Here is a 23,496-nt window from a genome sequence, read left to right as displayed (position 1 = left end):
CCGGCGTTAAACCGCATCCGACCCGCCGGCGCGGACGGTCAGAGCGCCCCTGTTGGCGAGGCTGACGGACGCAAGAGTTCGCCGTCGCGGGGCCGCGGAGAGCGAAAGGCGCTCGACCATCGCGAGGCAGGCCGTTCGTGCTAGGTGAAATATCGTCTGGATTGCCCTCAGGAGGGCGCGCACGCCCCGCCCTTGTTGACGACGCGGGGCCGTGCCGGCCTGGATCTGCAGGGCGCGCCCGGACAGGCTCAAAACCGCGGCCGAGCCAACCGTGGCCGAACCAGAAGCCTGCTGGTCGATCTCGTGGAGAGTGGCGCGCATCAAGGCCTCGCGGACCGTCACGTCGGTGAAGGCAGGCGTCGACTCCGCGCACACAGATGAAAAGCTGCCGCGCTTGTCATGGACGAGCGTCACTCCCGACCTGCCGCCAGCGGCGTCAGGGGCGGGTGCCGCGCTGATGCAAACAGCCGCCAACACTGCTGCGCAGATACCAAGGTTCGTCGACACGGCCACGGCCTCATGGCCTTCTTGACGAAGCCTGTTGACGAGGATCTTCATGTTCATTCTCCGCGTCGTGCCGTGTTTCGAGCGGGCGGAGGATGGCGGATCTTCGGCCGGAAGACCTTGCAGCCGTCTTCGATCGCGATTGGAATTCCCTTGATTCTTCGTCTAAGCGACATGCCGACTTGGCGCGGTCGTGCTGCTCGGCAGGGCGACGTCCGCGGGGTCGAGCAGCGGAGACCGCCCGTCGCTTCGGCGTGGCAGTCGTCGACCGCTTGCAGTCCCGACATTGATCATTATATAAGTAATGATATCATTATCGAGGTTGCCATGGCGAACGTGGTCACCATCAACCGGCCTGAGGTCGTCGCCCTCATCGAGGACGCGGCGCGAAAGTTGACCGGCGGCAACAAGACCGAGGCGGTAGCCCTGGCCATGCGGCAGCTGCTCGAGCAGAACGCCCGCGCCGGCTCCCTGTTCGGCGCTCATCGCGAATCGGTGCGGGTTCGCGAAGGCGTGGATCTTCTTGCACCGGTGCTGGATGTCGAACCCGATGCCGAGACTGGCCGAGAGATCGACCGGTGAAAAATGCCCTTCTGCTCGACACACACATCGCCCTTTGGCTCGACAGCGGCGATAGCCGCCTGCGCCGTTCGACGCAGGCGCTGATCGACGGTTGCTGGCATGGCGGTGGAACCATCATCCTGAGCGCCGTCACAACGTGGGAGATTGCGCTGCTTGTCGACACGGGGCGAATCGATCTCGACAGTCCGGTCGATGCCTGGGTGAAGCGCTTCACGGACGTCCCCGGGATCGAAGCCGCGCCGCTGACCCACACAGCGGCCTGCCGTGCCTATCAGCTTCATCACCTGGAGCACCGTGACCTGGCTGACCGGCTTCTGATCGCCACGGCGATCGAGTTCGACTGCCCGCTGGTCACCTACGATGAGCGGATCCTGCGTTTCGGAAAGAAGCACGGCCGCCAGTATCGCTTCGCGATCGGCACCGGCTGAGCACGGCTTCGGCTTCGCGCCGATCGGCGCGCGGCCGGCGTTGTGGATCGAGGGAACGAATCTCAGACGCCATCGCGACACCGAGAAGATGCGGGCATATTCGCAACCGTCGTGCTGTCATGTCGTTCCAGACGGTCGAGCAGCTCGGCTGCCTCCTGTTGCGCCTGGCGGACGATCGTCAAATACTCATCCGTGCGACGGGCTCCGGCCGCAAAGGGACCGCGCCCCCCGTATCGATGATCGCGCGGCGCTCCGATGCCCCGGTGAACGGCCCGGGCTCACGCTCAATGGAGGAAATCGATGTCATTCTACCGAGGCATGACCTGCGAGAACGTGACCATCAACGGCGACAAAGGAACCCCGATCACCGCCTACGTGGCCAAGCCGTCTGGTCCGGGCGCCTTCCCGGGCGTCGTGCTCGTCCACCATCTCCCGGGCTGGAGCGAGTTCTACATCGAGACGACGCGCCGGTTCGCGCATCACGGCTATCTCGCGATCTGCGCCAATCTTTATGAGCGCGAGGGCGGCCAGGCCAACCCCGACGACGTCGCCGCCAAGGTGCGCGCCGGGGGCGGCATTGCCGATGCCCAGATGGTCGGCGACACGGAGGCCGCCGTGAAGTGGATGCGGGCGCAGTCCAATCACAACGGCAAGGTCGGCCTTTTCGGCTCCTGTTCCGGTGGCCGGCACGCCTTCATCTATGCTTGCCAGCGCCAGGACGTCGATGCCTGCGCCGAATTGTGGGGCGGCCGCGTGGTGATGGGCCAGGAGGAGCTCAACGCCAAGACACCCGTCGCACCGATCGAGATGACGAAGGACCTGTGCTGCCCGCTGCTCGGCCTCTTCGGCAACGACGACCGCGCGCCGAGCCCCGAGCAGGTGAACCAGCACGAGGCCGAGCTCAAGAAGCACGGCAAGGCACACGAATTCTACCGCTACGACGGTGCCGGCCACGGCATCTTCTATTGGCACCGGCCCCTCTACCGGCCCGAGCAGGCCATGGATGGCTGGGGCAAGGTGTTCGCCTTCTTCGGCAAGCATCTGGCGACGTAGGAGGCTCGGACATGTGCACGGCTATTGTCGAGATCGCCCGCGCGCAGGGCATGGCAAAGCGCGGAAACGAATGGTTCCCGCTATCGCAGGCGGTGGTTGCCTATGACCATGCGCGACATGCGCCGCTGGGCGACGTCATCACGCTCGACTTCATCAACACGGATCTCGACCCCGGGGCGCGGGCCGGTGTCGAGCTGACGCTGGAGACGGCCAAGGCGCTGCGCGCCGCGCTCGATCGCGCCATTGCCGCCGCCGAGCTCGAAGAGGCGGAAGTGCGGGGCAAAGGCGCCGCGCTCAGCCTCGTTCGCACGGCGTGAGAGGCGACGGCTTCGGGTCGAAGACCGAAACTGAGGGTGGGAACCGGCGCCGGCCGAGATGACTCGCCGGCCGGGGCGCGCTACCGCATTCAGAGCGATTTCGGGGCTTGCCCCGCGTTACCGCGCTGCGCTCGGGATGACAGCGGATCAATCGACACTGCGGTTCCATTCGACCGAAACGCGCTCCGGTCTGGATGCGCATCGTCGGCCTTGTGGATTAGGGGGACGAATTTCGGCCGGGATTGAGCGCTTGGCCTTGCCTTGATACCCGTTGCCCGGGTCAGCGAGAAGAGAGCGCAATGCCATGTCATCCATCACCACTGAACTCGCCGCCGTGCTGCGCACTGTCCGGCGGCCCGGAGATTTCTTCGCTTCCGGAACGGTCGACAGCCCGCCACCGCGCCTGGACGTCGACGGCGTCGGCACCATTGCCTTCCCGCTTCTGCCGATCCAGGCCGAGCAGCTCATCGCCGTCGCCGAGCGCGCGCCCTATGGCCGCGGCGAGGAAACCCTCGTCGACACCACGGTCCGCCGCACCTGGCAAATCGCCCCGGACCGGGTGCGGCTTGGCGGCAAGCACTGGGCAGGCACATTGGAGGCGATCCTGGCCCGTGTCGCGGACGGGCTTGGAACGGGCGATGGCATCGCCGCCGAATTCTACAAGCTTCTGGTTTATGACCAGGGCAGCTTCTTCGTGAGTCATCGCGACACCGAGAAGGTGCCCGGCATGTTCGCGACCCTCGTGGTCGCGCTGCCATCCGAGTCGACAGGTGGCGAACTCGTCGTTCGACACAAGGACCGCGAAGTCCGGCTCGACCTGCGCTGCGAAGACCTTTCGGAGGCGGCGTTCGCCGCTTTCTATGCCGACTGCGTCCATGAGGTGCTCCCCATCACGACGGGATCCCGGCTGGTGCTGGTCTACAGCCTTGTGCGTCGGGGCAAGGGACCGAAGCTCGAGCCTCCCAGCTACGAGAGCGAGCAGGCTCACGTTGCGGCGCTGTTGCGGGCATGGGGCGCCGGCAAACGATCTCAGGACGATCACACACCCGAAAAGGTGATCTATCCCCTGGATCATGCCTACACACCGGCAGAGCTGGCGTTCGACACCTTGAAGGGAGCGGACGCCGCCGTGGCGCGCGTGCTCGTTGCCGCGGCGTCGCAGGCCGGTTGCGACCTGTACACGGCGCTTGTGTCGATCGAGGAAAGCGGCACCGCCGAATACGTCGACAATGGCGGGTACAGGGGTCGCTGGCGCGAGCCGGATCTGGCGGCTGGTGAAGTCGACAATCGATACGCGACCCTGTCGGAATGGCGGCGGCCGGACGGCAGCCGGCCAACGCTGGCCGCGCTCCCGATCGAAGACGAGGAGCTCTCTCCGCCGGATGCCTTCGACGACATGGAGCCCGACGACGAGGATTTCACCGAGGCGACCGGCAACGAAGGTGCCACCTTCGAACGGACCTACAGTCGGGCAGCGCTGGTCATGTGGCCCAGCGAGCGGACCTTCGCTGTTCTGAACCAGGCTGGGCTAGCGGTCACTCTGCCGTATCTGGCCGACCTGGCCGACCTGGCCGAACGCTGGGCCACCGATGGTGCGGATCGGCAAGCGCCACTGTGGGATCAGGCGCATGAGCTCGCCGGACACATGCTGTCCACATGGCCGTCACGCCACTGGTATCCGCGGCAAAACAAGGCGCCGAGCGAAATCGCTCAAATGCTGGCCGTGCTGACCCGTCTCCATGACGGGGCGCATGTCGAGGCATTCCTGTCGGGTATCGTCGTCCATGGTTTCGACAAGAGCGACAACGATGCGGTCCTCGGTGCGCTCGGCCTGCTCTCGCCGGATCGAATCGCGGCCTTGACCGAGCGCATCATCGCCGGGGCCGCGAGGTTGTCGCTCGATGCCTGTGCCGCGTTGCTGGCGCGCGTCGTCGCAATACTGTCTCCGGGCCGTTCTGCCTACTCTGGCGCGGCCGCTGCGCTGATCGACGCGCTGCCGGGTGGTGACCTGCCCCCGAAAGCAGAAAGCGATGATGATGAGGAGGAGGAGGAGGAGGAGGAGGATGGCTGGCTGGAGAATGACTGGAGGCCGGATAGCTGGCCAGGCGGTCGCACGGTGCAGCCCCAGCTCATCGTCGATCTTTTTGCGGGCGTCGTGCCCGTTGGCGATGCCCTGGCGGCACGCGCAGCAGACCACATCCTGAACTGGCGCAGCACCTACAGCCTTGATGCCATCCTGGTCCCCGCGTTCCGAAAGCTGATCGACATGCCCGAGATCAATGGATCGGCGGCCGTTCAGCAGCTGCACGCGATCTGCGTCGAGCACCTGCGCACGCGCATCGCGAAGCCGCTGGAGGCTCCGAAGGACTGGAGCCGGGACGGCACGATCGGCTGCAAATGCCGCAACTGCGCCGAGGTGAATCGCTTTCTCGTTCATCCCATGGAGAGGACGTGGATCCTCAGGGCTGCCGAACCTGACCGCCGCCATGTCGAAGATGCCATTCGCCACGCAAGGTGCGACCTGGACGTGAAAACCGAACGACGCGGCCGGCCCTACAGCCTCATTTGCACAAAGAACCAGGCCGCCTACGACCGACGGGTGAAGCAGCGTCGCGAAGACCTCGCGGATCTCGAAAGGCTGGCAGGATGACGCCACGACCGCTTCGCGACGCGATGGGGTGTCCGCAGGGGATGACTTGCCACACGCGGCACGCTACCGTCGCGGCTTCCAAGGAACACCGGCAATGGAGCATCCGATGCCCAACCCGCATCTCAACACATCGATCCGCCTGCGCGACGGCAAGATGGGCGGCTATCTCGCCAAGCCCAAGAGCGGCAGCGGGCCGGGCGTGCTGGTGATCCAGGAGATCTTCGGCGTCAACAAGGTGATGCGCGACATCTGTGATTCGTGGGCGGCGCAAGGCTACGTGGCGCTGTCGCCGGACATCTTCTGGCGCCAGGAGGAAGGCGTCGACATCACCGACCAGAGCCAGGACGAATGGAACCAGGCCTTCGCGCTCTACAAGGGCTTCGATCAGGCCAAGGGCATCGACGACCTCAAGGTGTCGCTCGCCTTCCTGCGCGCCACGGCCGGCTGCACCGGCAAGGTCGGCGTCACCGGCTACTGCCTGGGCGGCTTCCTCACCTACATGATGATGTGCCATTCCGACGCCGAGGCGGGCGCGGCGTATTACGGCGTCGGCATCGACGGCAAGCTCGACGACGCCAAGGGCCTGCAGAACCCGACTATCCTGCATATCGCCGAGAAGGATGGCTTCGTGCCGCCGGACACGCAGAAGAAGATCCGCGACGGGCTGAAGGACAACCCGCACGTCACGGTCCACGGCTATGCCAACGACGACCATGCCTTCTGCCGCGTCGGCGGCCAGCACTACAACGAAGCCAGCTGCAAGCTCGCCAACGGCCGCACGCTGGACCTGTTCAAGAAGGCATTGGCGTAAGGGCGCCTGGTCCCACGCGACAGCGATATCCGCGCGGCCCCCTTCCCGTCATCCCGAGCGCAGCGAGGGATCTCCCGCGCATGGCGCACCGTGCGCCTTGCCGCAGGAGATCCCTCGCTGCGCTCGGGATGACAGCAGGGCCATATGCGATCGCCCTGCCGAGCGGGGTGCGCCCACGGCTATCCGCAGACCACAGGCCCATGAGGGGTCGTGCGCGTGCCGCTTAAGCCGGGAAGCGTCCTGTCGTTATGCGTCCTTGCGCTCGGCATCCTTGCCGGCGGCGCACGAACCGGGCACGCGGCGCCGACGGCGCCGGTCCTTGCGCGCGAGCTTTGCGCCGCACTGGCAACTTCAGTCGACGCGACGGCCACCGGCGCTGGGCCCCTGTTCATCGCAAGCTACCAACCGGGTCCAAAGGAACGCGAGGTGCCGCTGGCGTTGCGCAGCACCGCGTTCACCTACGATAACGCGCTGGCGATCATTGCGCTCGTCGCGTGCGGCGATACGGACCGCGCCCGGCGCATCGGCGCGGCGTTCGTTCATGCGCTCGACAATGATCGCAGCTTCCGTGACGGACGCGTGCGCAACGCCTATCGGGCTGGCGCGGTGCGAACCAACGAGGCGGCCTTGCTGCCGGGCTGGTGGGATGCCGCGGCCGCCCGGTGGGCGGAAGACCCATACCAGGACGGCAGCGCGACAGGGAACGTCGCCTGGGTGGCGCTGGCGTCTCTGACGCTCCATCAGGCGACCGGGAACACCGACGATCTTGCCGTCGCGCGGCGGGCGTTGGGCTGGATCGAGTCGCACACACGTGCCGCCGGCGGGGTCGGATTCACAGGCGGCCTGTATGGCTACGATCCCGCGCAGGTGCGCCTCGGCTGGGCTTCGACCGAGCACAACGTGGATATCGCCGCCGCTGCCGGCTGGCATGCGCGCATCAGCGGCGACGCGCGCATGGCCGACATGGCGAAGGCGGCGCGCGGCTTCCTTGACGCCGCGCTGGCAGGCGACATCGGCTGCTTCGTTCTTGGCACGGTGCCGGCATTCCCGGGCGCCGACCTGGCCGCCGGCCCACTGCCCCTGGGACCGATGGCCGATGCGGGACACCTGGCGCTCGACACGCAGCTCTGGCCCCACCTGCTGCTCGACGCCGCGCCGGCCTGGTCGCCGACCTTGGGCTGCGTCGAACGGCGCTTCGCGGTCCCGGGCGGGTATGACTTCGACAACGATCGCGATGGATTGTGGGTCGAAGGCACGGCGCAGGCCGCGCTGACGTTGCAGGCGACAGGGCACCCGGCGCGGGCCGCGGAATTGCTTGCCGGCCTGCGTGCGCATCGCGCCGCGGGCGGCTGGCTCCTCGCCACGCCAGCAGCGCGTCTCACGACGGGCCTCACCATCGGGCCCGACAGCCGGACGCCCGATTTCTTCTATTTCAATCGCCCGCACCTGGGGGCCACGGCGTGGACCGCCCTCGCCGCCCTGGGCTGGAATCCGTTCACCGGACGGCACGCAAGATGACGGCCGCGGCAGCGGGACACGGGGCCCGCGGTGGCATGGGGCCTTGACGCTGGCCCGGAATGGGCGTTGAAGGCCGACGGCCCCCATGACCCGCGCTCCGACCACCGCCCGCAGCCTCGCCGACCTCGTCGAGGCCGGCACCTTGCCCCGCACCGCCCTCGCCGACCCGGCGCTGGCGCAGGTTGCGCTTGACTATGCCATCGCGGTGACGCCTGACGTGCTCGACCTGATCGAGGGCACGCCGGCCGACGACCCGATCGCCCGGCAGTTCATCCCCACGGCGCAGGAGGCGACGACCACGCCCGAGGAGCGGGACGATCCCATCGGCGATCACGCCTATGCGCCGGTCAAGGGCATCGTGCATCGCTATCCCGATCGGGTGCTGCTGAAGCCACTGCATACGTGCCCGGTGTATTGCCGCTTCTGCTTCCGCCGCGAGCAGGTTGGCCCCGGCGGCGCGGCGCTGAATGAGGCCGAATTCGAGGCGGCCCTGGCCTACATCGCCGCCCGGCCGCAGATCTGGGAGGTGATCATCACCGGCGGCGATCCGTTCATGCTCTCGCCGCGGCGCATCGCACGCATCGTCGAGGCCTTGGACGCGATCGCGCATGTCGCGGTGATCCGCTTTCATACCCGCGTGCCGGTGGTCGACCCGGCGCGGGTCGACACCGCCGTGGTCGACGCGCTGAAGGCCAGGCGCGCTGCCGTCTATGTCGGGGTGCATTGCAATCACGCCCGCGAGCTGACGCCGGCGGCCCGCGCCTGCCTGGCCCGCCTGGCCGACGCCGGCATCGTGCTGCTGTCGCAGAGCGTGCTGCTGCGCGGCGTCAACGATTCGGTCGAGGCGCTCGAGGCGCTGTTCCGCGCCCTGGTCGCCGCGCGCGTGCGGCCCTACTACCTGCATCATCCCGACCTGGCGCGCGGCACCAGCCACTTCCGCCTGCCGATCGACGAAGGCCAGGCCTTGATGCGCGCCTTGCGCGGCCGCCTCTCGGGCCTCTGCCAGCCGACCTATGTGCTGGACATCCCCGGCGGCCACGGCAAGAGCCCGATCGGCCCGAGCTATGTGAGCGACGCCGACAGCGACGGCCGCCGCGCGGTTACCGATTTCCGCGGCGAGCGGCACGACTACCCGGACGGCTAGAGCGTATCGCGTCAGGTGGAAGCGTCGTTCTCACGGTGTCCTTCTGAGCGAAGCCTGACGCTCTTCGCAGCCATGCCAGAATCGTCATCCCGAGCGCAGCGAGGGATCTCCCGCGAATAGCGCACGGTGCGCCCTGCCGCAGGAGATCCCTCGCTGCGCTCGGGATGACAGGGGACATATGCGACAGCCATGCCCACACGGACAAGGCCGCAAGTTCGCCAGCGCATTGCGCGCCCCTTGTCAGGTATGGACAGCTCGTGTTTCAATATAAGAGCGAAGATTTCATATATTGAAACACGGGTTGTCATGTGGAAATTGGCCTCGGCGCTCTGCGCCGCCTTGATGATGACGGCAGCCATGCCGGCGCAGGCGCAGGACTATCCGGCAAGGCCGCTGCGTCTTGTCGTCGGATACGCCGCGGGCGGCAGCACCGATGTGCTCGCGCGCCTGACGGCGTCCAAGCTGTCGGAGCTCATCGGCCAGCAGGTCGTCGTCGAGAACAAGCCCGGCGCAAACGGCAACATCGCCGGCGAGTCGGTGGCACGCGCCCGTCCCGACGGCTACACGCTGTTCATCGGCGGCGCCGCATCGGCCATCAATGCCAGCCTCTACCGGCGCCTGTCGTTCTCCTTCGCGAAGGACTTCGCACCCGTCGGCATGATCGGCAGCACGCCCAGCGTCATGGTCGTGCCCATGACGCTGCCGATGAAGACCCCCGGGGAGTTCGTCGCCTACGCGAAGGCGAACCCCGGCAAGGTGAATTTCGCGTCTTCCGGCACAGGCGCCACGACGCATCTGTCGGGCGAACTGTTCAAGCTGCAGACCGGAATCGAGATGACGCATGTGCCCTACAAGGGGAGCGCGCCGGCGCTCGCGGATCTCGTCGCCGGCCGTGTCGAGGTCATGTTCGACAACCTGATCTCGGCGACACCGTACATCCAGTCCGGGCAATTGCGGCCGCTGGGCCTGACCGGCCCGGTCCGCCGCCCGTCGATGCCCGACGTGCCGACACTGAAGGAGCAGGGTTTCGATGTCGTCGTCCTGTCCTGGGCGGGCATCTACGTACCTGCCGAAACCCCGCCGGAGATCATCGCGTACCTCAACGCGCAGATGCGCAAGGTTGCGGCCATGCCGGACTACCGTGAAAAGCTGTCGTCACTGGGCGTCGAGCCGCAGGTCATGGGCGTGGACGAGATGAAGGCCTACACGCGCGCGGAGATCGCAAAGTTCGCCCGCGTCGTCGAAGCGTCCGGCGCCCGGGCGGACTGAAAGGGAGCCGCGATCATGAAAGCGCTGCGCGACATCGATATCGCTGCCGAGGATCTCACCTTCGACCGGATCCTGGCCCGGGCGGCGGCCCGAAACGGCGACAAGCCCTACCTGCTGTTCGAGGACAAGTCGTATTCCTACGCCGATCTCGACAGCCGCACCAACCGCATCGCCAACGCCTTGCTGGCGTTCGGCATCAGGACCGGCGATCACGTCGCCATCCTGATGGGGAACTGTCCCGAAACGCTGTTCCTGACCTACGCCCTGGGCAAGATCGGCGCCGTGGTCGTGCCGGTCAACACCGCCACGAAAGGCGACCTGCTCCTGTACTTCCTGGACCAGTCGGATTCGACGGCGATCATGGTCGGCAGCGAATCCCTGGCGCGATACCTCGAGGTCGCTGAGCGCGCACCCCGGGTGGCACGTGTCGTCATCATCGACGAGCCGGGGGTGCCGCCAGCCGAACCGCCGAAGCTGCCGGGCGTATCGATCCTGGCCTATCCCGAGCTCGAGGGCGGCGCCGACCGACCGCCGGGCGTGGCCGTGGACATACATGAGCCGCACGGCATCTTCTACACGTCGGGCACGACCGGCCCCTCCAAGGGCGTCGTGCGATCCAATGCCGGAAGCTGGGCTTTCTCGATCGGCCGGGCGCAGTATATCGGCTACCAGAAGGACGACGTGATCTACACCTGCCTGCCGTTGTTCCACGGCAATGCCATGGGTGCCGCGTCGATGCCGGCGCTTGCGGCGGACGCGACGCTGGCATTGTCGCGCCGCTTCTCGGCGCGCGCCTACTGGGACGAGATCCGCCGCCATGGCGTGACCCAGTTCAACCTGCTGAGCTCGATGACCAATATCCTGTGGGGCCAGCCCGCCAGCCCTGGCGATCGCGATCACAAGGTCCATCGCGTCAACATGGTGCCGGTCGCCGAGTTCGCGCCGCAATTCGCCGAGCGCTTCGGCGTCGAGATCGTCTCATCGTATTCACTGACCGACTTCGGACAGGGCACGTTCCTTCAGCCAGGCTATCCGGCCTCGAAGTACCGGTCGGCGGGCAAGCCGCGGCCCGATGTCGAGCTCGTCATCATGGACGACGACGACCGTATCGTCGGCCCCGGGGTTGCCGGCGAGATCTGCATGCGCAGCGACAATCCCGTGCTTGGCGGTCGCGGCTACTACAAGATGCCGGAAGCGAATGCCGATGCGAACCGGGGCGGCTGGTTCCACACCGGGGACCGCGGCATGCTCGACGAGGATGGCTATCTCTTCTTTGTCGACCGCAAGAAGGACGCGATCCGCCGTCGCGGCGAGAACATCTCGTCCTGGGAGGTGGAGCAGGTCATCGGCCGGCATCCGGCCGTGATGGAAGTCGCGGTCTATCCCGTGCGCTCCGAGATGTCGGAGGACGAGGTGATGGCGAGCGTGGTGTGCCGTCCGGGCCAGACGCTCGATCCGGTCGAGCTTGTGCGCTTCTGCGAAGCGAACATGTCCTACTTCATGGTTCCCCGCTTCCTGGAATTCCTGCCCGCCCTGCCCAAGACAATGACGGAGAAGGTGCAGAAGAGCGTGCTGAAGCAATCGGCCGAGGAACGGCTCGGCCAGGTCTGGGACCGCGAGAAAGCCGGCGTCACGGTGAAACGTTGATTTCTGCGCCCCGATAAATCCGTCATCGTCGATATTTAGTACCGAGTATCGGTGGAAGGTAAGGCGTGACCGTCATCCCGAGCGCAGCGAGGGATCTCCCGCGAATGGTGCACGGTGCGTCCCTCGCGGGAGATCCCTCGCTGCGCTCGGGATGACGGGTGTATCAGCGGCCAGCGATTCCAGGTACTACTCGCGGATGGGGCGGCCCACGGCGCGTTCAAGCTCGCGGCGCACATCGCGCAACATGATGCCAAGCTCCTCGAGCAGGTCGGCCGACAGCAGCTTGGCCGGCCCCCCCGCGCTCATCGACAGGACCAATCCGTCGTCGTCGACAACGATGGGAACGGCGACACCGCTGATGCTCGGTGTCCATTCACCCAGCACGACGCAGTAGCCCTTCCTCTCGATCGTCCTGATGTCGCGCTGGATGCGTGGACCGATCGTCGCCCAATCACCGGCATAGTGGTCCCGCAGCTCAGCCATCAGCTGCTCGCGCGCGTCGGGCTTGAGGCCGGCAAGATAGGCGTGACCGATGGCGGTCCGCGCGATCGGCGCGCGGCCCCCGAACAGGCCGGCATGCGGGACCACGGATTCGGCGACGACCGATTCAATCGCCGTCATCCTCAGCTCGTGGCGCGTCGCCAGCGAGACGGTCACGCCGGGCTGGATCGCCAGCTTCTGCATGTAGGGACGCGCGACGCGCCGAATATCGAGACGCGACAGGAACGTGTAGGCCGGCGCCAGCACGCCGGCAGCCAGCGCATAGGCGCCGCTGCGGGCATCCTGAGACAGGAAGCCGAGCTGCGTCAGGGTGTATGTCAGGCGGGAGACGGTCGCCTTCGCCAAGCCCGTCCGCTCGGCCAGCTCCTTGTTGCCCAGGGGCTGCTCGTCGTGAGCGTGAAAGGCGCGCAGCACGCGCAGGCCGCGGGCCAGCGTGGTCACGATCCGGGGGTCGCTGCCTTCGAGATCCAGGTCGCGCCGCGGATGGCGAGGCATCTTTCGCGACTTCTTCGACAGATTCGATTTCGCCGGCGTGCGCGCCATATCGGTGATGTCCCCCAAACAAGTTGCCACGTGTAGCCTGACGGCCTAGGATCTATTATTCGAAAGGTCGTTCCATATAATGGAACGACGTTCAGGGAAACGCAAGACGTGTTTGCAACCGGCCGCACGGCACGCACGCATCATGCCAGCTCGAGGCATCATCGATGAGCAGTCAGCTCCTTGCCTCCACGATCATCAACGGCGTCCTGAACGGCGGTCTCTACGGCCTTCTCGGTCTGGCCATCGTCCTGGTGTTCCGCACGACCGCCGTCGCGAATTTCGCGCAGGGCGAGCTGGGCATGTTCGCCGGCTTCATCCTCCTCATGGGGGTGCTGCCGCTGGACCTGCCATTGTGGCTGTCCTGGCTGATCACCGTTGCGGTGTCGGGCGTGATCGGCGGCGCCGTCTACCTCATCATGCTGCGCCCCCGGCCGAATGCCGGCCATCTCAACATGACGGTGCGGACGCTGGGCTTCTACACGCTGATCTATGCCGTCTCCGTCTATGCCTGGGGCGCCCTGGAACCCTACCGCGTGCCGACGGTGTTCGGTCCCGAAACGGTGCCCGTGCTCGGCTTCTCTATCAGCTACGACCAGCTCGGCACGGTCGGCGTCACAATCATCATGGCCGCGGCGTTCCTGCTGTTCTTCCGCTACACCCAGCTGGGCCTCGCGATGCGGGCCGTGGCGATCAACCCGGAAGTCGCTTCGCTGCAAGGCATCAACGTCCGCCGGATTGCGCTCTCCGTCTGGCTGATCGCGGGCGCCATCGGCGCGATCGTCGGATTGCTGGTCGCGCCGATCTCCTTCCTCGAGACCAGCCTGATGCGCCCCTACATCCTCAAGGCATTCACCGCGGCCATCATGGGTGGGCTCTACAGCTTCGCCGGCGTCCTCGTCGGCGGCGTGATACTCGGTGTCGCCGAATCCTTCGCGGCAGTGGCGATCTCCATCCACATGCGCGAGCCGTTCGTCTTCATGGTCCTGCTGCTCGTGCTGCTGCTGCGGCCGGCCGGCATCCTCGGCAAGGTGCAGCGGGGGCGCGTCTGATGCCCGGCAAAACCTCAGGCTGGGCATTCGCCCTGATCGCCGTCGCGGCGCTTGCCATCGCACCGCTGTGGCTGGGCACCTATCCCCGTTACGTCATCAGCGTATGGCTCATCTTCGCCCTGTCCGCCGTCGGGCTGAACATCCCGATCGGGCTGGCCTCGATCTATTCGTTCGGTCATGGCGGCTTCATGCTGATCGGCGCCTACGCCACCGGGGTCGCGACGATCAGCTGGGGCTGGCCACTGTTGCCGGCCATGCTGCTGGCCGTGGTCATAGCGATCGCTGTCGGCGCTCTGATCGGATTGCCGTCGCTGCGTCTGACCGGCTTTTCGCTGGCGATCGTCACCTTCGCCTTCGGCTACATGCTCTTTCATGTTGTGAAGGCGTTCGACCTCACCGGCGGGCCGCAGGGCCTGTTCATGCCGGAGACCGCGCTGGCGCGCGCCTGGGGCGGCCGGCCGCTGTACTACATGGTGCTGGCGATCTTCGTGGTCGGCGTGTTCTGGGCCCACAGCATCGCCACCGGCAAGACAGGCCGCGCGCTGCGCACCCTGGGCACCAACGAGATCGTCGCGCAGAGCCTCGGCATCAACCTGCTGCGCGCCAAGATGCTGTCATTCATGCTGAGCGGCGTCTATGGCGCGGTCGCCGGCAGTCTGCTGGCGCTGGTAACGACCTATGTCGCACCCGAAACCTACACGCCCGAGCTGTCGATCAACATGTTCGCGGCCGTGATGATCGGCGGCTCCGGCACGCTGGTCGGGCCGATCCTCGGCGCTCTGTTCATCGTGCTGATCCCCGAGCTGACGCAGTCGGCGCAGAATCTCAGTGAGATCATCTACGCCCTCATCTTCTGCCTTGTCGCGACGCTGTTTCCGTCCGGGCTGCTGGGCATGGCCAAGAGCGCGATCCGCCGGTTGCGGCCGCAGCCGGTGCCGGCGGCGGTGCGGGAATGACCGACCATCTCCTGGAAATCCAAGGCCTCTCTGTCCAGTTCGGAGGCGTGACCGCGCTCAGCGGGGTGGATCTGCTCGTCCGGCCCCAGTCCGTGCACGGATTGATCGGACCCAACGGCGCCGGCAAGACAACGTTGCTCAACTGCATCACGCGCCTGGTCCGGCCGACGGCCGGCAGCATCCGGCTTGCGGGGGCCGATCTGCTGGCAGCACCGCCCCATGCCATCGCCGGCATGGGGATTGCCCGCACGTTCCAGAATTTCGGCCTCATCGGCGAGCTCTCCGTCCTTGAGAACGTCATGGCGGGAATGCATGCCCGCCATCCCGGTGGCCTGCTCGAGGAGATGCTTCTGCTCGGCCGGCGTAATCGGCACGAGCGCCAGGCGCGCGCGCGGGCGCTGGAATCGCTGGCGTTCACCGGCCTGTCGGACGTTGCCGACAGGCTCGTCGCGAGCCTGCCGTACGGCATGCGCAAGGCAGTCGAGCTGGCGCGTGCGATCGCGATCGACCCAAGATTGCTGCTGCTCGACGAACCGACGGCCGGGCTCAACGAAGCGGAAATGGAGCGGCTGCGCCGGACGCTGCGCGAGCTGCAGCGCAGCACGGACGTCACGATCCTCCTGATCACGCACCATGTCGAGTTTCTCCTGGGCATCGCCGACGCGGTCACCGTGCTTGACCTCGGCCGCAGGATTGCCTTTGGCGACCCATCCCTGGTGAAGACCGATCCGCAGGTCGTGGCCGCATATATCGGCACGGAGGCCTGATCGATGCTGCTTCAAGCCGAGGGCCTGCGGGTCGGCTATGGCGAGATGATGGCCTTGCACGGCATCTCGCTGCAAGCCGGCGCCGGCGAGATCGTCGCCGTTCTCGGCGCCAATGGCGCCGGCAAGACGACGTTGCTGCGGACACTCTCGGGCCTGCTGTCCGCGCGCGCCGGACGCATCAGCTTCGACGGCCACGATGTCTCCCGCCGCCCGGCACATCAGCTGGTGCGGCTAGGCATCTCGCATGTGCCGGAAGGGCGCGGCGTGCTGGCGGAATTGACCGTCATCGAGAACCTGCAGCTCGGTGCCTATGCGCGCGGCGGCGTGAGGAAAAGCGGTGGCCTGGATCGCGTTTTCGAGCTCTTTCCCGTCCTGGCCGAGCGGCGCGACCAGCCCGCCGGGATGCTCTCCGGCGGCGAGCAGCAGATGCTGGCGATCGGCCGCAGCCTGCTGGCGCGCCCCAAGCTGCTGATGATCGACGAGCTGTCGCTCGGCCTGGCGCCGCGCATCGTGCATCAGCTGATGGACCTGATGCACACCATCAAGACCGAAGGACTGAGCGTGCTGCTGGTCGAGCAGAACGTGCATCAGACGCTCAAGGTCGCCGATCGCGTCTATCTCCTGGTCAATGGCCACATCGCGTTCCAGGGCACACCGGACGCGCTGCGTGCCGAAGGCGATCTGATGCGCACCTATCTCGGCACCGATTGAGGAGGGCGGGATCGCCATGGAAGCAGATCCCGGTCGGCCGCATGGGCAAGGTCGGCGACATCGCCGCCGCTTGCCTCTATCTCGCCTCCGACGCCGGCTCGTTCGTCACCGGCCAGACATTGCACGTCAACGGCGGCCAGTTCATGTTCTGAGGTTCTGCGCCGCCTCGAACTGCGGCAGCACCACGCCGGGCGAGATCTCCTGGAAGGTCAGCGTGACCGGCATCCCAACCTGCACCCGCTCCGCTGGACAGCTCAGGATGTTGCTGACGACGCGCGGCCCTTCTTCCAGGGTCACCAGCGCCACGAGGTAGGGTACCTTCCGCGCGACCGCAACATGCGCGGCGTGGTGCACGACCGTGAAGCTGTAGACGGTGCCGCGCCCGCTGGCGGGACGCCATTCGTAGTTCTTGGCCTGGCACGCCGGGCAGATGGGCGTCGGCGGATGCCAGGCAAGGCCGCAGCTGCGGCAGTTCTGCAGCAGCAGCTTGCCGTCCTTCACACCCTGCCAGTAGGGCTCAGTCAGCGCGTCCGCCTTCGGCACGATCAGCATGCGGCATCACCTTCCAAAAATCGCCGAGCTGGATCCATGGCACCCGACCAGCGCGACCTCGGCACCGGGCACCTGGTTCGCGGCGATGCCGCGCAGCTGCCGGACCGCCTCCGTCAGGTGGTTGAGGCCATGGATGTAGCCTTCCGACAGATGTCCGCCATGCGTGTTGACGGGCACAGGGCTGTCCGGCCCGATGCCCTTGTCCAGCACGTGCTTCCAGGCCGTCAGGTGGCCGGCGAAGCCGTACGTCTCCAGGCAGGTCATGCCGGCGAAGGACGTGGCGTCGTAGAACTCGGCCACCGAGATGTCCTGCGGCCTGACACGCGCGTCGGCGTAGAGCTTGTCGATGTTTCCGGGGCCGGAGAATGTCGTCAGGTCGGCGGCGTAGACCGTGATCGGCTCCGAATGGCGGTAGAGGCTCTGCTGCGCCGCCAGCACGTAGACCGGATCCGGCCGCAGCGCGCGGGCACGCTCGGCGGAGGTGATGATCATGGCCGCCGCACCGTCGGACTCGAGGCAGTAGTCGTAGAGCCGCAGCGGCGCCGAGATCATGCGGCCGGCCAGATACGCGTCGCGGTCGAGCGGCCGGTCGCGCATCATGGCCGCCGGATTGGTATTGGCGTAGTTGCGTTGCTGGACCGCCACCGCGCCGAGCGCTTCCGTCAGCTGCTCGACAGTGATGCCGGCCTCGTACGCATAGCGCCGGGCCCACAGCGCCATGACTTGGCCCGGCACATGCAAGCCATAGGGGCCGGAGAACTGCCCCGCCGGCGACCTGTCGGTTGCCGCATGGACGAATTCGCCGTCCGACGGAATATTGCGCTCGGCGCGGCCGTAGCGCACGCCGGATCGTTCGTTCAGGGACCGGTATACGACGACCGTCGTTGCAATGCCGGCGGCGATGGCCGCCGATGCCTGGGCGACGACACCGCATTGGGCGATGCCGCCGAACGGGATTTCGCCATACCAGCGGATGTCCCTGGATCCGAGCGTGCGGGCCAGCATTGCCTGGGTGACGTTGTCGTAGGCATAGCGCACGATGCCGTCGATCTCGGATGGCTCGATGCCGGCGTCGGCGGCCGCGGCGAGGATCGCCTCGAGCGCGAGCTCCCATTCGGTACGCCCGGAATCCCGTGAGAACTCGGTCTGGCCGATGCCGACGACCGCAGTCTTTCTATACATGTCCGTCACCGCCTGTCGCCGCTGCTCACCGGGTGACCACGAGCGGCTCGCCCAGGATCTTGAACTGACCGTTCTGCACGCCGATCGGGTAGACCGAATCGATGCCCATGCGGCGGTTCGGCGCGAAGCTCACCTTGCCACTGATGCCGGTATCATACTCCTTGATGCTCTCAAGGGCGCTGATCAGCTTCTCCCGCGTCAGGTCGGGACCGGCCCGCCTGAGGCCTTCGACCAGGACGCGGGCCACCAGGCAGCCGAACATGGTGAAGTGGCTCGGCGCGATGTCCTTGTTGTAGGCGGCGAGCTCCTCGACGCAGCTCTTGGACTGCGCTGCCGTCGGCGGCAGGACGACGCCCGGCGCGATCAGCTGGCCTTCCGCAAGCTTGGCGGCGGCGCGCAGAAAGGATTCGTCGGTCAACGTCGAGATCCCGGTCACCATCTTCGGCTTCCAGTTCTGCCGCTCCAGCTCGATGAAGAGGCGCGCGCCGCCCGGCGCCGTATCCGACAGCACCAGAAGGTCGGGATTCTTGTCCTTGACCTTCAGCACATAAGCCGCCCGCTCGGGCGACGTGACCTCCATCAGCTCGTCGAGGACGACCTCGACTCCCGCCTTTGCCAGGATCGCCTTGACCGCGGCACGGATCTCGTCGGCGCCCGCGATGTTGTTCGACAGCAGCGCCGCCGTCTTGGGCTTGGACTGCGCGATGACGTATGGCAGCAGGGTCGTGTACTGCGACGGGTAGAGGGGCAGCAGGCCGAAGATGTGCTTCTTCGGCGGATCGACCAGCTTGTCGAGACCGGCATAGGGGAACAGATAGGGCACATCGCCGCGTTCGACGATCGACAGGACGCCCGCGGCCGTCGCCGTGCCGCAGCCGCCGAAGATCGCGAAGACCTGCTCCTGCTGTATCAGGCGCCGCGTGTTGCCGATGGCGCGTTGCGCCGAATAGGCATCGTCGAGCAGCTCGTAGCGGATCTTGCGGCCGTTGATGCCGCCCTGCTCGTTGACTTTCTTGAAATGCGCCAGCGAGCCGTGCGAGACGCCGTAGCAGACGGCCGCGACCGCGCCGGTCAGGGCGTTGGTGCCGCCCAGCACGATCTCATCCTTGGTGACGCCCGCCTCGGCGTTTGCCGGCCCGGCCGGCATCCAAAGACACGCCAGCGCAGCTGCGCATGTCGCGAGACGACGGATGGTCATGAACGGTCTCCCATCTGTACCTTGTGTTCCATTATATGGAATGATCTTCCATTATTCGGTCATACTGTAGGTCCGACACCTGGCGCTGGCAACAGCAACTTCAAAGCCGCGGCAGGGTCACGGCATATGTTTCGAATATTGAAACCCGGTATTTTATATTGAAACAGCTACAGCCTTATGCATCATGGCCCGGGATGGAGCCCCACACACGGACGGCTGCCTGCCTTCGTGATTGCACCGGGCGGATGCCGCCGTCCGGAACCCGCGGGCCCGGATAGAGGGAAAGGGAGCGCATCCATGACGAGCTTGCGCGAGCTTGAGCCGATCCCGGTCCGCGACCGGACGATGGGCAGAATCCTGGCACGACAGGCGGCGCGCAATGGCGACAAGACATATCTGCTCTTCGAAGGTCGCCGGTATTCCTATCGCGAGGTCGATGCGATCACGACGCGCGTCGCCAACGGGCTTCAGGCGCTCGGCATCCGCAAGGGCGATCACGTCGCCCTCGTGCTGGACAACCGGCCCGAGATCCTGTGGCTCTACTTCGCGCTGGGCAAGCTCGGCGGCGTGTCCATTCCGATCAACACCGCTGCCAAGGGCGAGCTGCTGGCCTACTTCCTGAACCAGTCCGACGCCGTCGCGATCGTGCTGGAAGCAGGCTATGTCGACCGCTTCCTTGCAGTGCAGGCACAATGCCCCGCGGTCAGGCGCGCCGTGGTGCTCGACGAGAACGGTCCCGTCGCCGCGGCGCTGGCATCGCGTTTCGCCGTTCCCGTCACCGATTACGCGGAACTCGAATCGGGCGCCGACACGCCGATCACGACGGAGGTGCGCTTCAACGATCGCTTCTGCCTGTTCTACACCTCCGGAACAACGGGCCCGTCCAAGGGCAATGTCTTCACCCACTGCAACGCGCTCAGCGCGCCGATCGCGCGCGTGGGCTTCTTCGGCTATCAGCGCGAGGACATCCTCTACGTCTGCCTGCCCCTGTTTCACGGCAACGCCTTGCTCGGCGGCTGCCTGCCCGGGCTGGTGGCGGACGCGACGGTGGCGCTGTCGCGGCGCTTCTCGGCGAGCAACTTCTGGAAGGAGGTGCGCGCAGCCGGCGCGACCAAGTTCAACCTGCTGAGCGCCATGGTCAACATCCTCTGGGCGCAGCCAGAACGTCCCGACGACAACGACGGCATCCTGCGCCAGACCACGATGGTGCCCATCCCCGAGTTCGGGCTGCAGTTCGCGAAGCGCTTCAACCTGCAGCTCACCTCGGTCTACTCGCTGACGGACTACGGCAACGCGACCGTCCTGCCGCCCGATCATCCGCCGGAGAAGTCCCGTTCCGCCGGGAAGCCGCGACCGGAGATGCAGGTCGCCATCCTGGATGACGACGATTTCCCGCTGCCGGCGGGCGAGGCCGGCGAGATCTGCCTGCGCGCCAACGCGCCGTGGATCGCCGCGCAGGGCTACTACAACATGCCGCAGGAGACGCTCAAGGCGTACCGCAACCTGTGGTTCCACACCGGCGACCGCGGCTACTTCGACCCGGACGGCTATCTCTACTTCGTCGATCGCAAGAAGGACGCGATGCGGCGACGCGGCGAGAACATCTCGGCGTGGGAGGTCGAGCAGATCATCTCGCGCCACCCGGCGGTCGGGGAGGTCGCGGTCTTTCCGGTGCGCGCCGAGATGGCGGAAGACGAGGTGATGGCGACGATCGTCCTGCGGCCGGAGATGACGGTCGAGCCGGCCGAGCTCATCCGCTTCTGCCAGGACAACATGGCCTATTTCATGGTGCCGCGCTTCCTCGAGCTCGTCGCGGAGATGCCCAAGACCATGACCCAGAAGGTGCAGAAGTTCAGGCTCCAGGAGGCGGCGCAGCAGCGGCTGTCCGAAATCTGGGACCGGGAAAAGGCCGGCATCAAGGTCACGCGCTGACGCCGGGCGTGGCGGCCACGCCACCGGGAAGCACGAACGAAACGGTGAGGGAACGGCAAATGTCGAGAGCGGTGCTGGCCGGCGTGATGTCGGCGTTGTTGACGCTGTGCGCCAGCCTCGCGGCAGCCGAGCAGTTCCCCGACAGGCCGGTGCGGCTGGTGGTGCCCTATCCGCCGGGCGGCGTGACCGATGTCACCGCGCGCGTGGTCGCGGAGGCCATGTCGCAGACCCTCGGCCAGCGCGTCATCGTCGACAACCGGCCGGGTGCGGCCGGCAATGTCGGCAGCGACCTGGTCGCGAAGTCCAAGCCGGACGGCTACACCATCCTGATGTCGCTGATCGGGAACACCATCAGCACGTCGCTGTTCAAGGACATGCCCTACGACTTCGAACGCGATTTCGTGCCCGTGGCGCAGGTCACGACATCCTCGAACGTGCTGGTCGTGCATCCCAGCGTGCCGGCCAGGACGCCGCAGGAGCTGATCGCGCTGGCCAAGGCCAGGCCGGGCACGCTGAACTACGCCTCCACCGGAAACGGCACTTCGACCCATCTCTCGGGCGAGCTGTTCAAGCTCGCCACCGGCACCAGCATCGTCCACGTGCCCTACAGGGGCGGCGCGCCGGCACAGCAGGACCTGCTGAGCGGACAGGTGCAGATGATGTTCGACAACATCCCGGTGTCGATCCGCCACATCCAGCTGGGCGCTCTGCGCGCGCTGGCCACGACCGGCCCGGAACGATCCCGCGGCCTGCCCGACGTTCCGACGCTGGCCGAAGCCGGCGTGCCCGATGTCGTGGTCGAGGGCTGGATGGGCATCGTCGCGCCCGCCGGAACGCCGCGGCCCGTCATCGACAAGCTCAACGCGGCGCTGAACCAGGCGCTGCAGGTCCCTCATGTCCGCAAGACGCTGGAGGACACCGGCGCGACGCTGGTCGGCGGCACGCCGGAGGCCTTCGGTGCGTTCATCGCCGATGAGACCAGGAAGTGGGCCCGCGTCGTCAAGGAAGCGCGGATTTCGGTGGACTAGCGGATGCGGCGCTCCCTTGTCGGGAAGGAAACCCCATGACGGTCATCAGGGAAATCACATCGGGCCTTCGCTTTCCGGAAGGCCCGATCTGGATGCCGGACGGCTCGGTGATCCTGGTCGAGATCGAGCGCGGCACGCTCACCCGCGTGCGGCCGGACGGGCGGCAGGAAATCGTCGCGAGGACCGGCGGTGGTCCCAACGGCGCGGCGATCGGACCCGACGGCAAGTGCTATGTCTGCAACAACGGCGGCTTCAAATGGCACGAGGAAGGCGGCCTGCTGCGGCCCGTCCTGCAGGCGGACGACTATGGCGGCGGCCGCATCGAACGCGTCGATCTCCAGACCGGCGCCGTTGAAACGCTCTACACCGGCGTCGGTGACATCAAGCTGCGCGGCCCCAACGATATCGTGTTCGACAGGCATGGCGGGTTCTGGTTCACCGATCTCGGCAAGGTCCGCCAACGCGATCAGGATCGTGGTGGCGTCTTCTATGCCAAGGCCGACGGATCGCTCCTGAAGGAGGTCATCCACCCGATGATCCATCCCAACGGCATCGGCTTGTCGCCCGAAGGCGACCGCCTCTATGTCGTGGAAAGCCCCACCGGCCGGCTGTGGGCCTTCGAGATAACGGGGCCGGGCGAGATCAAGAGGCAGCCGTGGCCGTCGCCCAATGGCGGCAAGCTCATCGCCGGCCTGCCCGGCTATCAGCTCTTCGATTCCCTGGCGGTCGAGGCCAGCGGCAACGTGTGCGTCGCAACCCTGTTCAAGGGCTGCATCTCGGTCATCTCGCCGGACGGCGATCTCGTCGAACAGGTCTCGATGCCCGACCTCTACACCACGAACATCTGCTTCGGCGGACCGGACATGGGGACGGCTTTCATCACACTGTCCAACAGCGGCCGCCTGGTTGCCGTCGACTGGAAGCGTCCCGGCCTGGCGCTGGCACACTGACCACACGGCGAAACAAGCCGCATCGTCTGAGCGATCACTGGTCAGTACCGGCTATCGATGGAAAGTGAGTCGCTGCCGTCATCCCGAGCGCAGCGAGGACCTCCTACCGGTTATCAAGGGGAAAATGGAGGGCAATAAGGGGCGCTTGTGGTTTGATGGCGGTCCCTTGCCGTGTGAGCGTAGCGCCGTGCTCGGCGCTGTCCA

The 23,496-nt window shown here is 66.5% G+C and carries 23 protein-coding genes; 18 read left to right on the top strand and 5 right to left on the bottom strand.

Going from position 1 to position 23,496, the window contains the following annotated elements; translation table 11 throughout:
- Nucleotides 1-6: 6 nt before the first annotated feature.
- Nucleotides 7-558: a hypothetical protein gene (locus tag FHP25_RS30325; RefSeq protein ID WP_147850734.1), complete on the bottom strand. Its 552-nt coding sequence runs from the start codon at nucleotides 556-558 to the stop codon at nucleotides 7-9.
- Nucleotides 559-831: 273 nt separating this feature from the next.
- Here FHP25_RS30325 and FHP25_RS30320 point away from each other — a divergent pair, with 273 nt between their 5' ends.
- From FHP25_RS30320 to FHP25_RS30275, 10 genes are all read left to right on the top strand, one after another.
- Complete coding sequence (locus FHP25_RS30320; RefSeq protein ID WP_147850733.1) at nucleotides 832-1,086, top strand: hypothetical protein; 255 nt, start codon at nucleotides 832-834, stop codon at nucleotides 1,084-1,086.
- Nucleotides 1,083-1,514: a type II toxin-antitoxin system VapC family toxin gene (locus tag FHP25_RS30315; RefSeq protein ID WP_147850732.1), complete on the top strand. Its 432-nt coding sequence runs from the start codon at nucleotides 1,083-1,085 to the stop codon at nucleotides 1,512-1,514. The genes FHP25_RS30320 and FHP25_RS30315 overlap by 4 nt, the downstream gene beginning before the upstream one ends.
- 300 nt (nucleotides 1,515-1,814) lie before the next feature.
- Nucleotides 1,815-2,567, top strand: a complete 753-nt coding sequence (locus FHP25_RS30310) for a dienelactone hydrolase family protein (RefSeq protein WP_147850731.1) — start codon at nucleotides 1,815-1,817, stop codon at nucleotides 2,565-2,567.
- Nucleotides 2,568-2,578: 11 nt separating this feature from the next.
- Nucleotides 2,579-2,884 carry a DUF6295 family protein gene (locus tag FHP25_RS30305; protein WP_147850730.1) on the top strand — a complete coding sequence of 102 codons (306 nt, stop codon included), beginning with the start codon at nucleotides 2,579-2,581 and terminating at the stop codon, nucleotides 2,882-2,884.
- A gap of 304 nt (nucleotides 2,885-3,188) precedes the next feature.
- On the top strand, nucleotides 3,189-5,534 hold the full coding sequence (locus tag FHP25_RS30300) for a 2OG-Fe(II) oxygenase (RefSeq protein WP_147850729.1): 2,346 nt from the start codon (nucleotides 3,189-3,191) through the stop codon (nucleotides 5,532-5,534).
- Nucleotides 5,535-5,640: 106 nt separating this feature from the next.
- Nucleotides 5,641-6,345 carry a dienelactone hydrolase family protein gene (locus tag FHP25_RS30295; RefSeq protein ID WP_231712532.1) on the top strand — a complete coding sequence of 235 codons (705 nt, stop codon included), beginning with the start codon at nucleotides 5,641-5,643 and terminating at the stop codon, nucleotides 6,343-6,345.
- A 267-nt stretch (nucleotides 6,346-6,612) separates the two neighbouring features.
- Nucleotides 6,613-7,863 carry a hypothetical protein gene (locus tag FHP25_RS30290; protein ID WP_147850771.1) on the top strand — a complete coding sequence of 417 codons (1,251 nt, stop codon included), beginning with the start codon at nucleotides 6,613-6,615 and terminating at the stop codon, nucleotides 7,861-7,863.
- An 85-nt stretch (nucleotides 7,864-7,948) separates the two neighbouring features.
- Nucleotides 7,949-9,007 (top strand): lysine-2,3-aminomutase-like protein, encoded by a 1,059-nt coding sequence (locus tag FHP25_RS30285; protein WP_147850728.1) that lies wholly within the window; start codon nucleotides 7,949-7,951, stop codon nucleotides 9,005-9,007.
- Nucleotides 9,008-9,313: 306 nt separating this feature from the next.
- The gene (locus FHP25_RS30280; RefSeq protein WP_147850727.1) at nucleotides 9,314-10,276 is read left to right on the top strand and encodes a Bug family tripartite tricarboxylate transporter substrate binding protein; all 963 of its coding nucleotides are present in this window, start codon (nucleotides 9,314-9,316) and stop codon (nucleotides 10,274-10,276) included.
- 15 nt (nucleotides 10,277-10,291) lie between these two features.
- Nucleotides 10,292-11,923, top strand: a complete 1,632-nt coding sequence (locus FHP25_RS30275) for an AMP-binding protein (RefSeq protein WP_147850726.1) — start codon at nucleotides 10,292-10,294, stop codon at nucleotides 11,921-11,923.
- 186 nt (nucleotides 11,924-12,109) lie between these two features.
- Here the strand turns inward: FHP25_RS30275 and FHP25_RS30270 are convergent, their stop codons facing one another.
- Complete coding sequence (locus FHP25_RS30270) at nucleotides 12,110-12,919, bottom strand: IclR family transcriptional regulator (protein ID WP_178133895.1); 810 nt, start codon at nucleotides 12,917-12,919, stop codon at nucleotides 12,110-12,112.
- A 212-nt stretch (nucleotides 12,920-13,131) separates the two neighbouring features.
- Here FHP25_RS30270 and FHP25_RS30265 point away from each other — a divergent pair, with 212 nt between their 5' ends.
- Genes FHP25_RS30265 through FHP25_RS30245 form a run of 5 tightly spaced genes read left to right on the top strand, consistent with a single transcriptional unit; the run spans nucleotide 13,132 to nucleotide 16,602 of the window.
- On the top strand, nucleotides 13,132-14,016 hold the full coding sequence (locus FHP25_RS30265; RefSeq protein ID WP_147850724.1) for a branched-chain amino acid ABC transporter permease: 885 nt from the start codon (nucleotides 13,132-13,134) through the stop codon (nucleotides 14,014-14,016).
- Nucleotides 14,016-14,972 (top strand): branched-chain amino acid ABC transporter permease, encoded by a 957-nt coding sequence (locus tag FHP25_RS30260; protein WP_147850723.1) that lies wholly within the window; start codon nucleotides 14,016-14,018, stop codon nucleotides 14,970-14,972. Before FHP25_RS30265 ends, FHP25_RS30260 begins: the two co-directional genes overlap by 1 nt.
- Nucleotides 14,969-15,739 (top strand): ABC transporter ATP-binding protein, encoded by a 771-nt coding sequence (locus FHP25_RS30255; protein ID WP_147850722.1) that lies wholly within the window; start codon nucleotides 14,969-14,971, stop codon nucleotides 15,737-15,739. The genes FHP25_RS30260 and FHP25_RS30255 overlap by 4 nt, the downstream gene beginning before the upstream one ends.
- A gap of 6 nt (nucleotides 15,740-15,745) precedes the next feature.
- A complete protein-coding gene (locus tag FHP25_RS30250; protein WP_218578717.1) occupies nucleotides 15,746-16,450 on the top strand; it encodes an ABC transporter ATP-binding protein in 705 nt (234 codons plus the stop codon).
- Nucleotides 16,447-16,602 carry an SDR family oxidoreductase gene (locus tag FHP25_RS30245; RefSeq protein WP_331461708.1) on the top strand — a complete coding sequence of 52 codons (156 nt, stop codon included), beginning with the start codon at nucleotides 16,447-16,449 and terminating at the stop codon, nucleotides 16,600-16,602. Before FHP25_RS30250 ends, FHP25_RS30245 begins: the two co-directional genes overlap by 4 nt.
- On the opposite strand, the gene FHP25_RS30240 is transcribed toward FHP25_RS30245, so the two are convergent.
- The 3 genes from FHP25_RS30240 to FHP25_RS30230 are packed head-to-tail and all read right to left on the bottom strand — an operon-like array spanning nucleotide 16,592 to nucleotide 19,382.
- Nucleotides 16,592-17,002: a Zn-ribbon domain-containing OB-fold protein gene (locus tag FHP25_RS30240; RefSeq protein WP_147850719.1), complete on the bottom strand. Its 411-nt coding sequence runs from the start codon at nucleotides 17,000-17,002 to the stop codon at nucleotides 16,592-16,594. The genes FHP25_RS30245 and FHP25_RS30240 overlap by 11 nt on opposite strands.
- Before the next feature lie 6 nt (nucleotides 17,003-17,008).
- On the bottom strand, nucleotides 17,009-18,184 hold the full coding sequence (locus tag FHP25_RS30235; protein WP_147850718.1) for a thiolase C-terminal domain-containing protein: 1,176 nt from the start codon (nucleotides 18,182-18,184) through the stop codon (nucleotides 17,009-17,011).
- A gap of 25 nt (nucleotides 18,185-18,209) precedes the next feature.
- Nucleotides 18,210-19,382 carry an ABC transporter substrate-binding protein gene (locus FHP25_RS30230; RefSeq protein WP_147850717.1) on the bottom strand — a complete coding sequence of 391 codons (1,173 nt, stop codon included), beginning with the start codon at nucleotides 19,380-19,382 and terminating at the stop codon, nucleotides 18,210-18,212.
- Between the two features lie 297 nt (nucleotides 19,383-19,679).
- Between FHP25_RS30230 and FHP25_RS30225 the strand changes: the two genes are divergently transcribed.
- The 3 genes from FHP25_RS30225 to FHP25_RS30215 are packed head-to-tail and all read left to right on the top strand — an operon-like array spanning nucleotide 19,680 to nucleotide 23,292.
- Entirely contained in the window at nucleotides 19,680-21,314 is a 1,635-nt protein-coding gene (locus tag FHP25_RS30225) for an AMP-binding protein (protein WP_147850716.1), read from the top strand.
- A gap of 59 nt (nucleotides 21,315-21,373) precedes the next feature.
- A complete protein-coding gene (locus FHP25_RS30220) occupies nucleotides 21,374-22,342 on the top strand; it encodes a Bug family tripartite tricarboxylate transporter substrate binding protein (protein WP_147850715.1) in 969 nt (322 codons plus the stop codon).
- Nucleotides 22,343-22,377: 35 nt separating this feature from the next.
- Nucleotides 22,378-23,292, top strand: coding sequence for an SMP-30/gluconolactonase/LRE family protein (locus tag FHP25_RS30215; protein WP_147850714.1), 915 nt, complete (start codon nucleotides 22,378-22,380; stop codon nucleotides 23,290-23,292).
- Nucleotides 23,293-23,496 lie beyond the last annotated feature (204 nt).

The sequence above is a fragment of the Vineibacter terrae genome, assembly GCF_008039615.1.
In the GTDB taxonomy this organism is placed as follows: Bacteria; Pseudomonadota; Alphaproteobacteria; order Reyranellales; family Reyranellaceae; genus Vineibacter; species Vineibacter terrae.
Note: the sequence above shows the minus strand (reverse complement) of the source record. Positions and strands in the feature narration are given on the sequence as shown.

Excerpts from the sequence above, each read along its gene's own strand:
- FHP25_RS30325 (WP_147850734.1), bottom strand. The coding sequence starts at position 558 with ATGAAGATCCTCGTCAACAGGCTTCGTCAAGAAGGCCATGAGGCCGTG.
- FHP25_RS30320 (WP_147850733.1), top strand. The coding sequence starts at position 832 with ATGGCGAACGTGGTCACCATCAACCGGCCTGAGGTCGTCGCCCTCATC.
- FHP25_RS30310 (WP_147850731.1), top strand. The coding sequence starts at position 1,815 with ATGTCATTCTACCGAGGCATGACCTGCGAGAACGTGACCATCAACGGC.
- FHP25_RS30305 (WP_147850730.1), top strand. The coding sequence starts at position 2,579 with ATGTGCACGGCTATTGTCGAGATCGCCCGCGCGCAGGGCATGGCAAAG.
- FHP25_RS30300 (WP_147850729.1), top strand. The coding sequence starts at position 3,189 with ATGTCATCCATCACCACTGAACTCGCCGCCGTGCTGCGCACTGTCCGG.
- FHP25_RS30295 (WP_231712532.1), top strand. The coding sequence starts at position 5,641 with ATGCCCAACCCGCATCTCAACACATCGATCCGCCTGCGCGACGGCAAG.
- FHP25_RS30285 (WP_147850728.1), top strand. The coding sequence starts at position 7,949 with ATGACCCGCGCTCCGACCACCGCCCGCAGCCTCGCCGACCTCGTCGAG.
- FHP25_RS30280 (WP_147850727.1), top strand. The coding sequence starts at position 9,314 with ATGTGGAAATTGGCCTCGGCGCTCTGCGCCGCCTTGATGATGACGGCA.
- FHP25_RS30275 (WP_147850726.1), top strand. The coding sequence starts at position 10,292 with ATGAAAGCGCTGCGCGACATCGATATCGCTGCCGAGGATCTCACCTTC.
- FHP25_RS30270 (WP_178133895.1), bottom strand. The coding sequence starts at position 12,919 with ATGCCTCGCCATCCGCGGCGCGACCTGGATCTCGAAGGCAGCGACCCC.
- FHP25_RS30265 (WP_147850724.1), top strand. The coding sequence starts at position 13,132 with ATGAGCAGTCAGCTCCTTGCCTCCACGATCATCAACGGCGTCCTGAAC.
- FHP25_RS30260 (WP_147850723.1), top strand. The coding sequence starts at position 14,016 with ATGCCCGGCAAAACCTCAGGCTGGGCATTCGCCCTGATCGCCGTCGCG.
- FHP25_RS30255 (WP_147850722.1), top strand. The coding sequence starts at position 14,969 with ATGACCGACCATCTCCTGGAAATCCAAGGCCTCTCTGTCCAGTTCGGA.
- FHP25_RS30240 (WP_147850719.1), bottom strand. The coding sequence starts at position 17,002 with ATGCTGATCGTGCCGAAGGCGGACGCGCTGACTGAGCCCTACTGGCAG.
- FHP25_RS30235 (WP_147850718.1), bottom strand. The coding sequence starts at position 18,184 with ATGTATAGAAAGACTGCGGTCGTCGGCATCGGCCAGACCGAGTTCTCA.
- FHP25_RS30230 (WP_147850717.1), bottom strand. The coding sequence starts at position 19,382 with ATGACCATCCGTCGTCTCGCGACATGCGCAGCTGCGCTGGCGTGTCTT.
- FHP25_RS30225 (WP_147850716.1), top strand. The coding sequence starts at position 19,680 with ATGACGAGCTTGCGCGAGCTTGAGCCGATCCCGGTCCGCGACCGGACG.
- FHP25_RS30220 (WP_147850715.1), top strand. The coding sequence starts at position 21,374 with ATGTCGAGAGCGGTGCTGGCCGGCGTGATGTCGGCGTTGTTGACGCTG.
- FHP25_RS30215 (WP_147850714.1), top strand. The coding sequence starts at position 22,378 with ATGACGGTCATCAGGGAAATCACATCGGGCCTTCGCTTTCCGGAAGGC.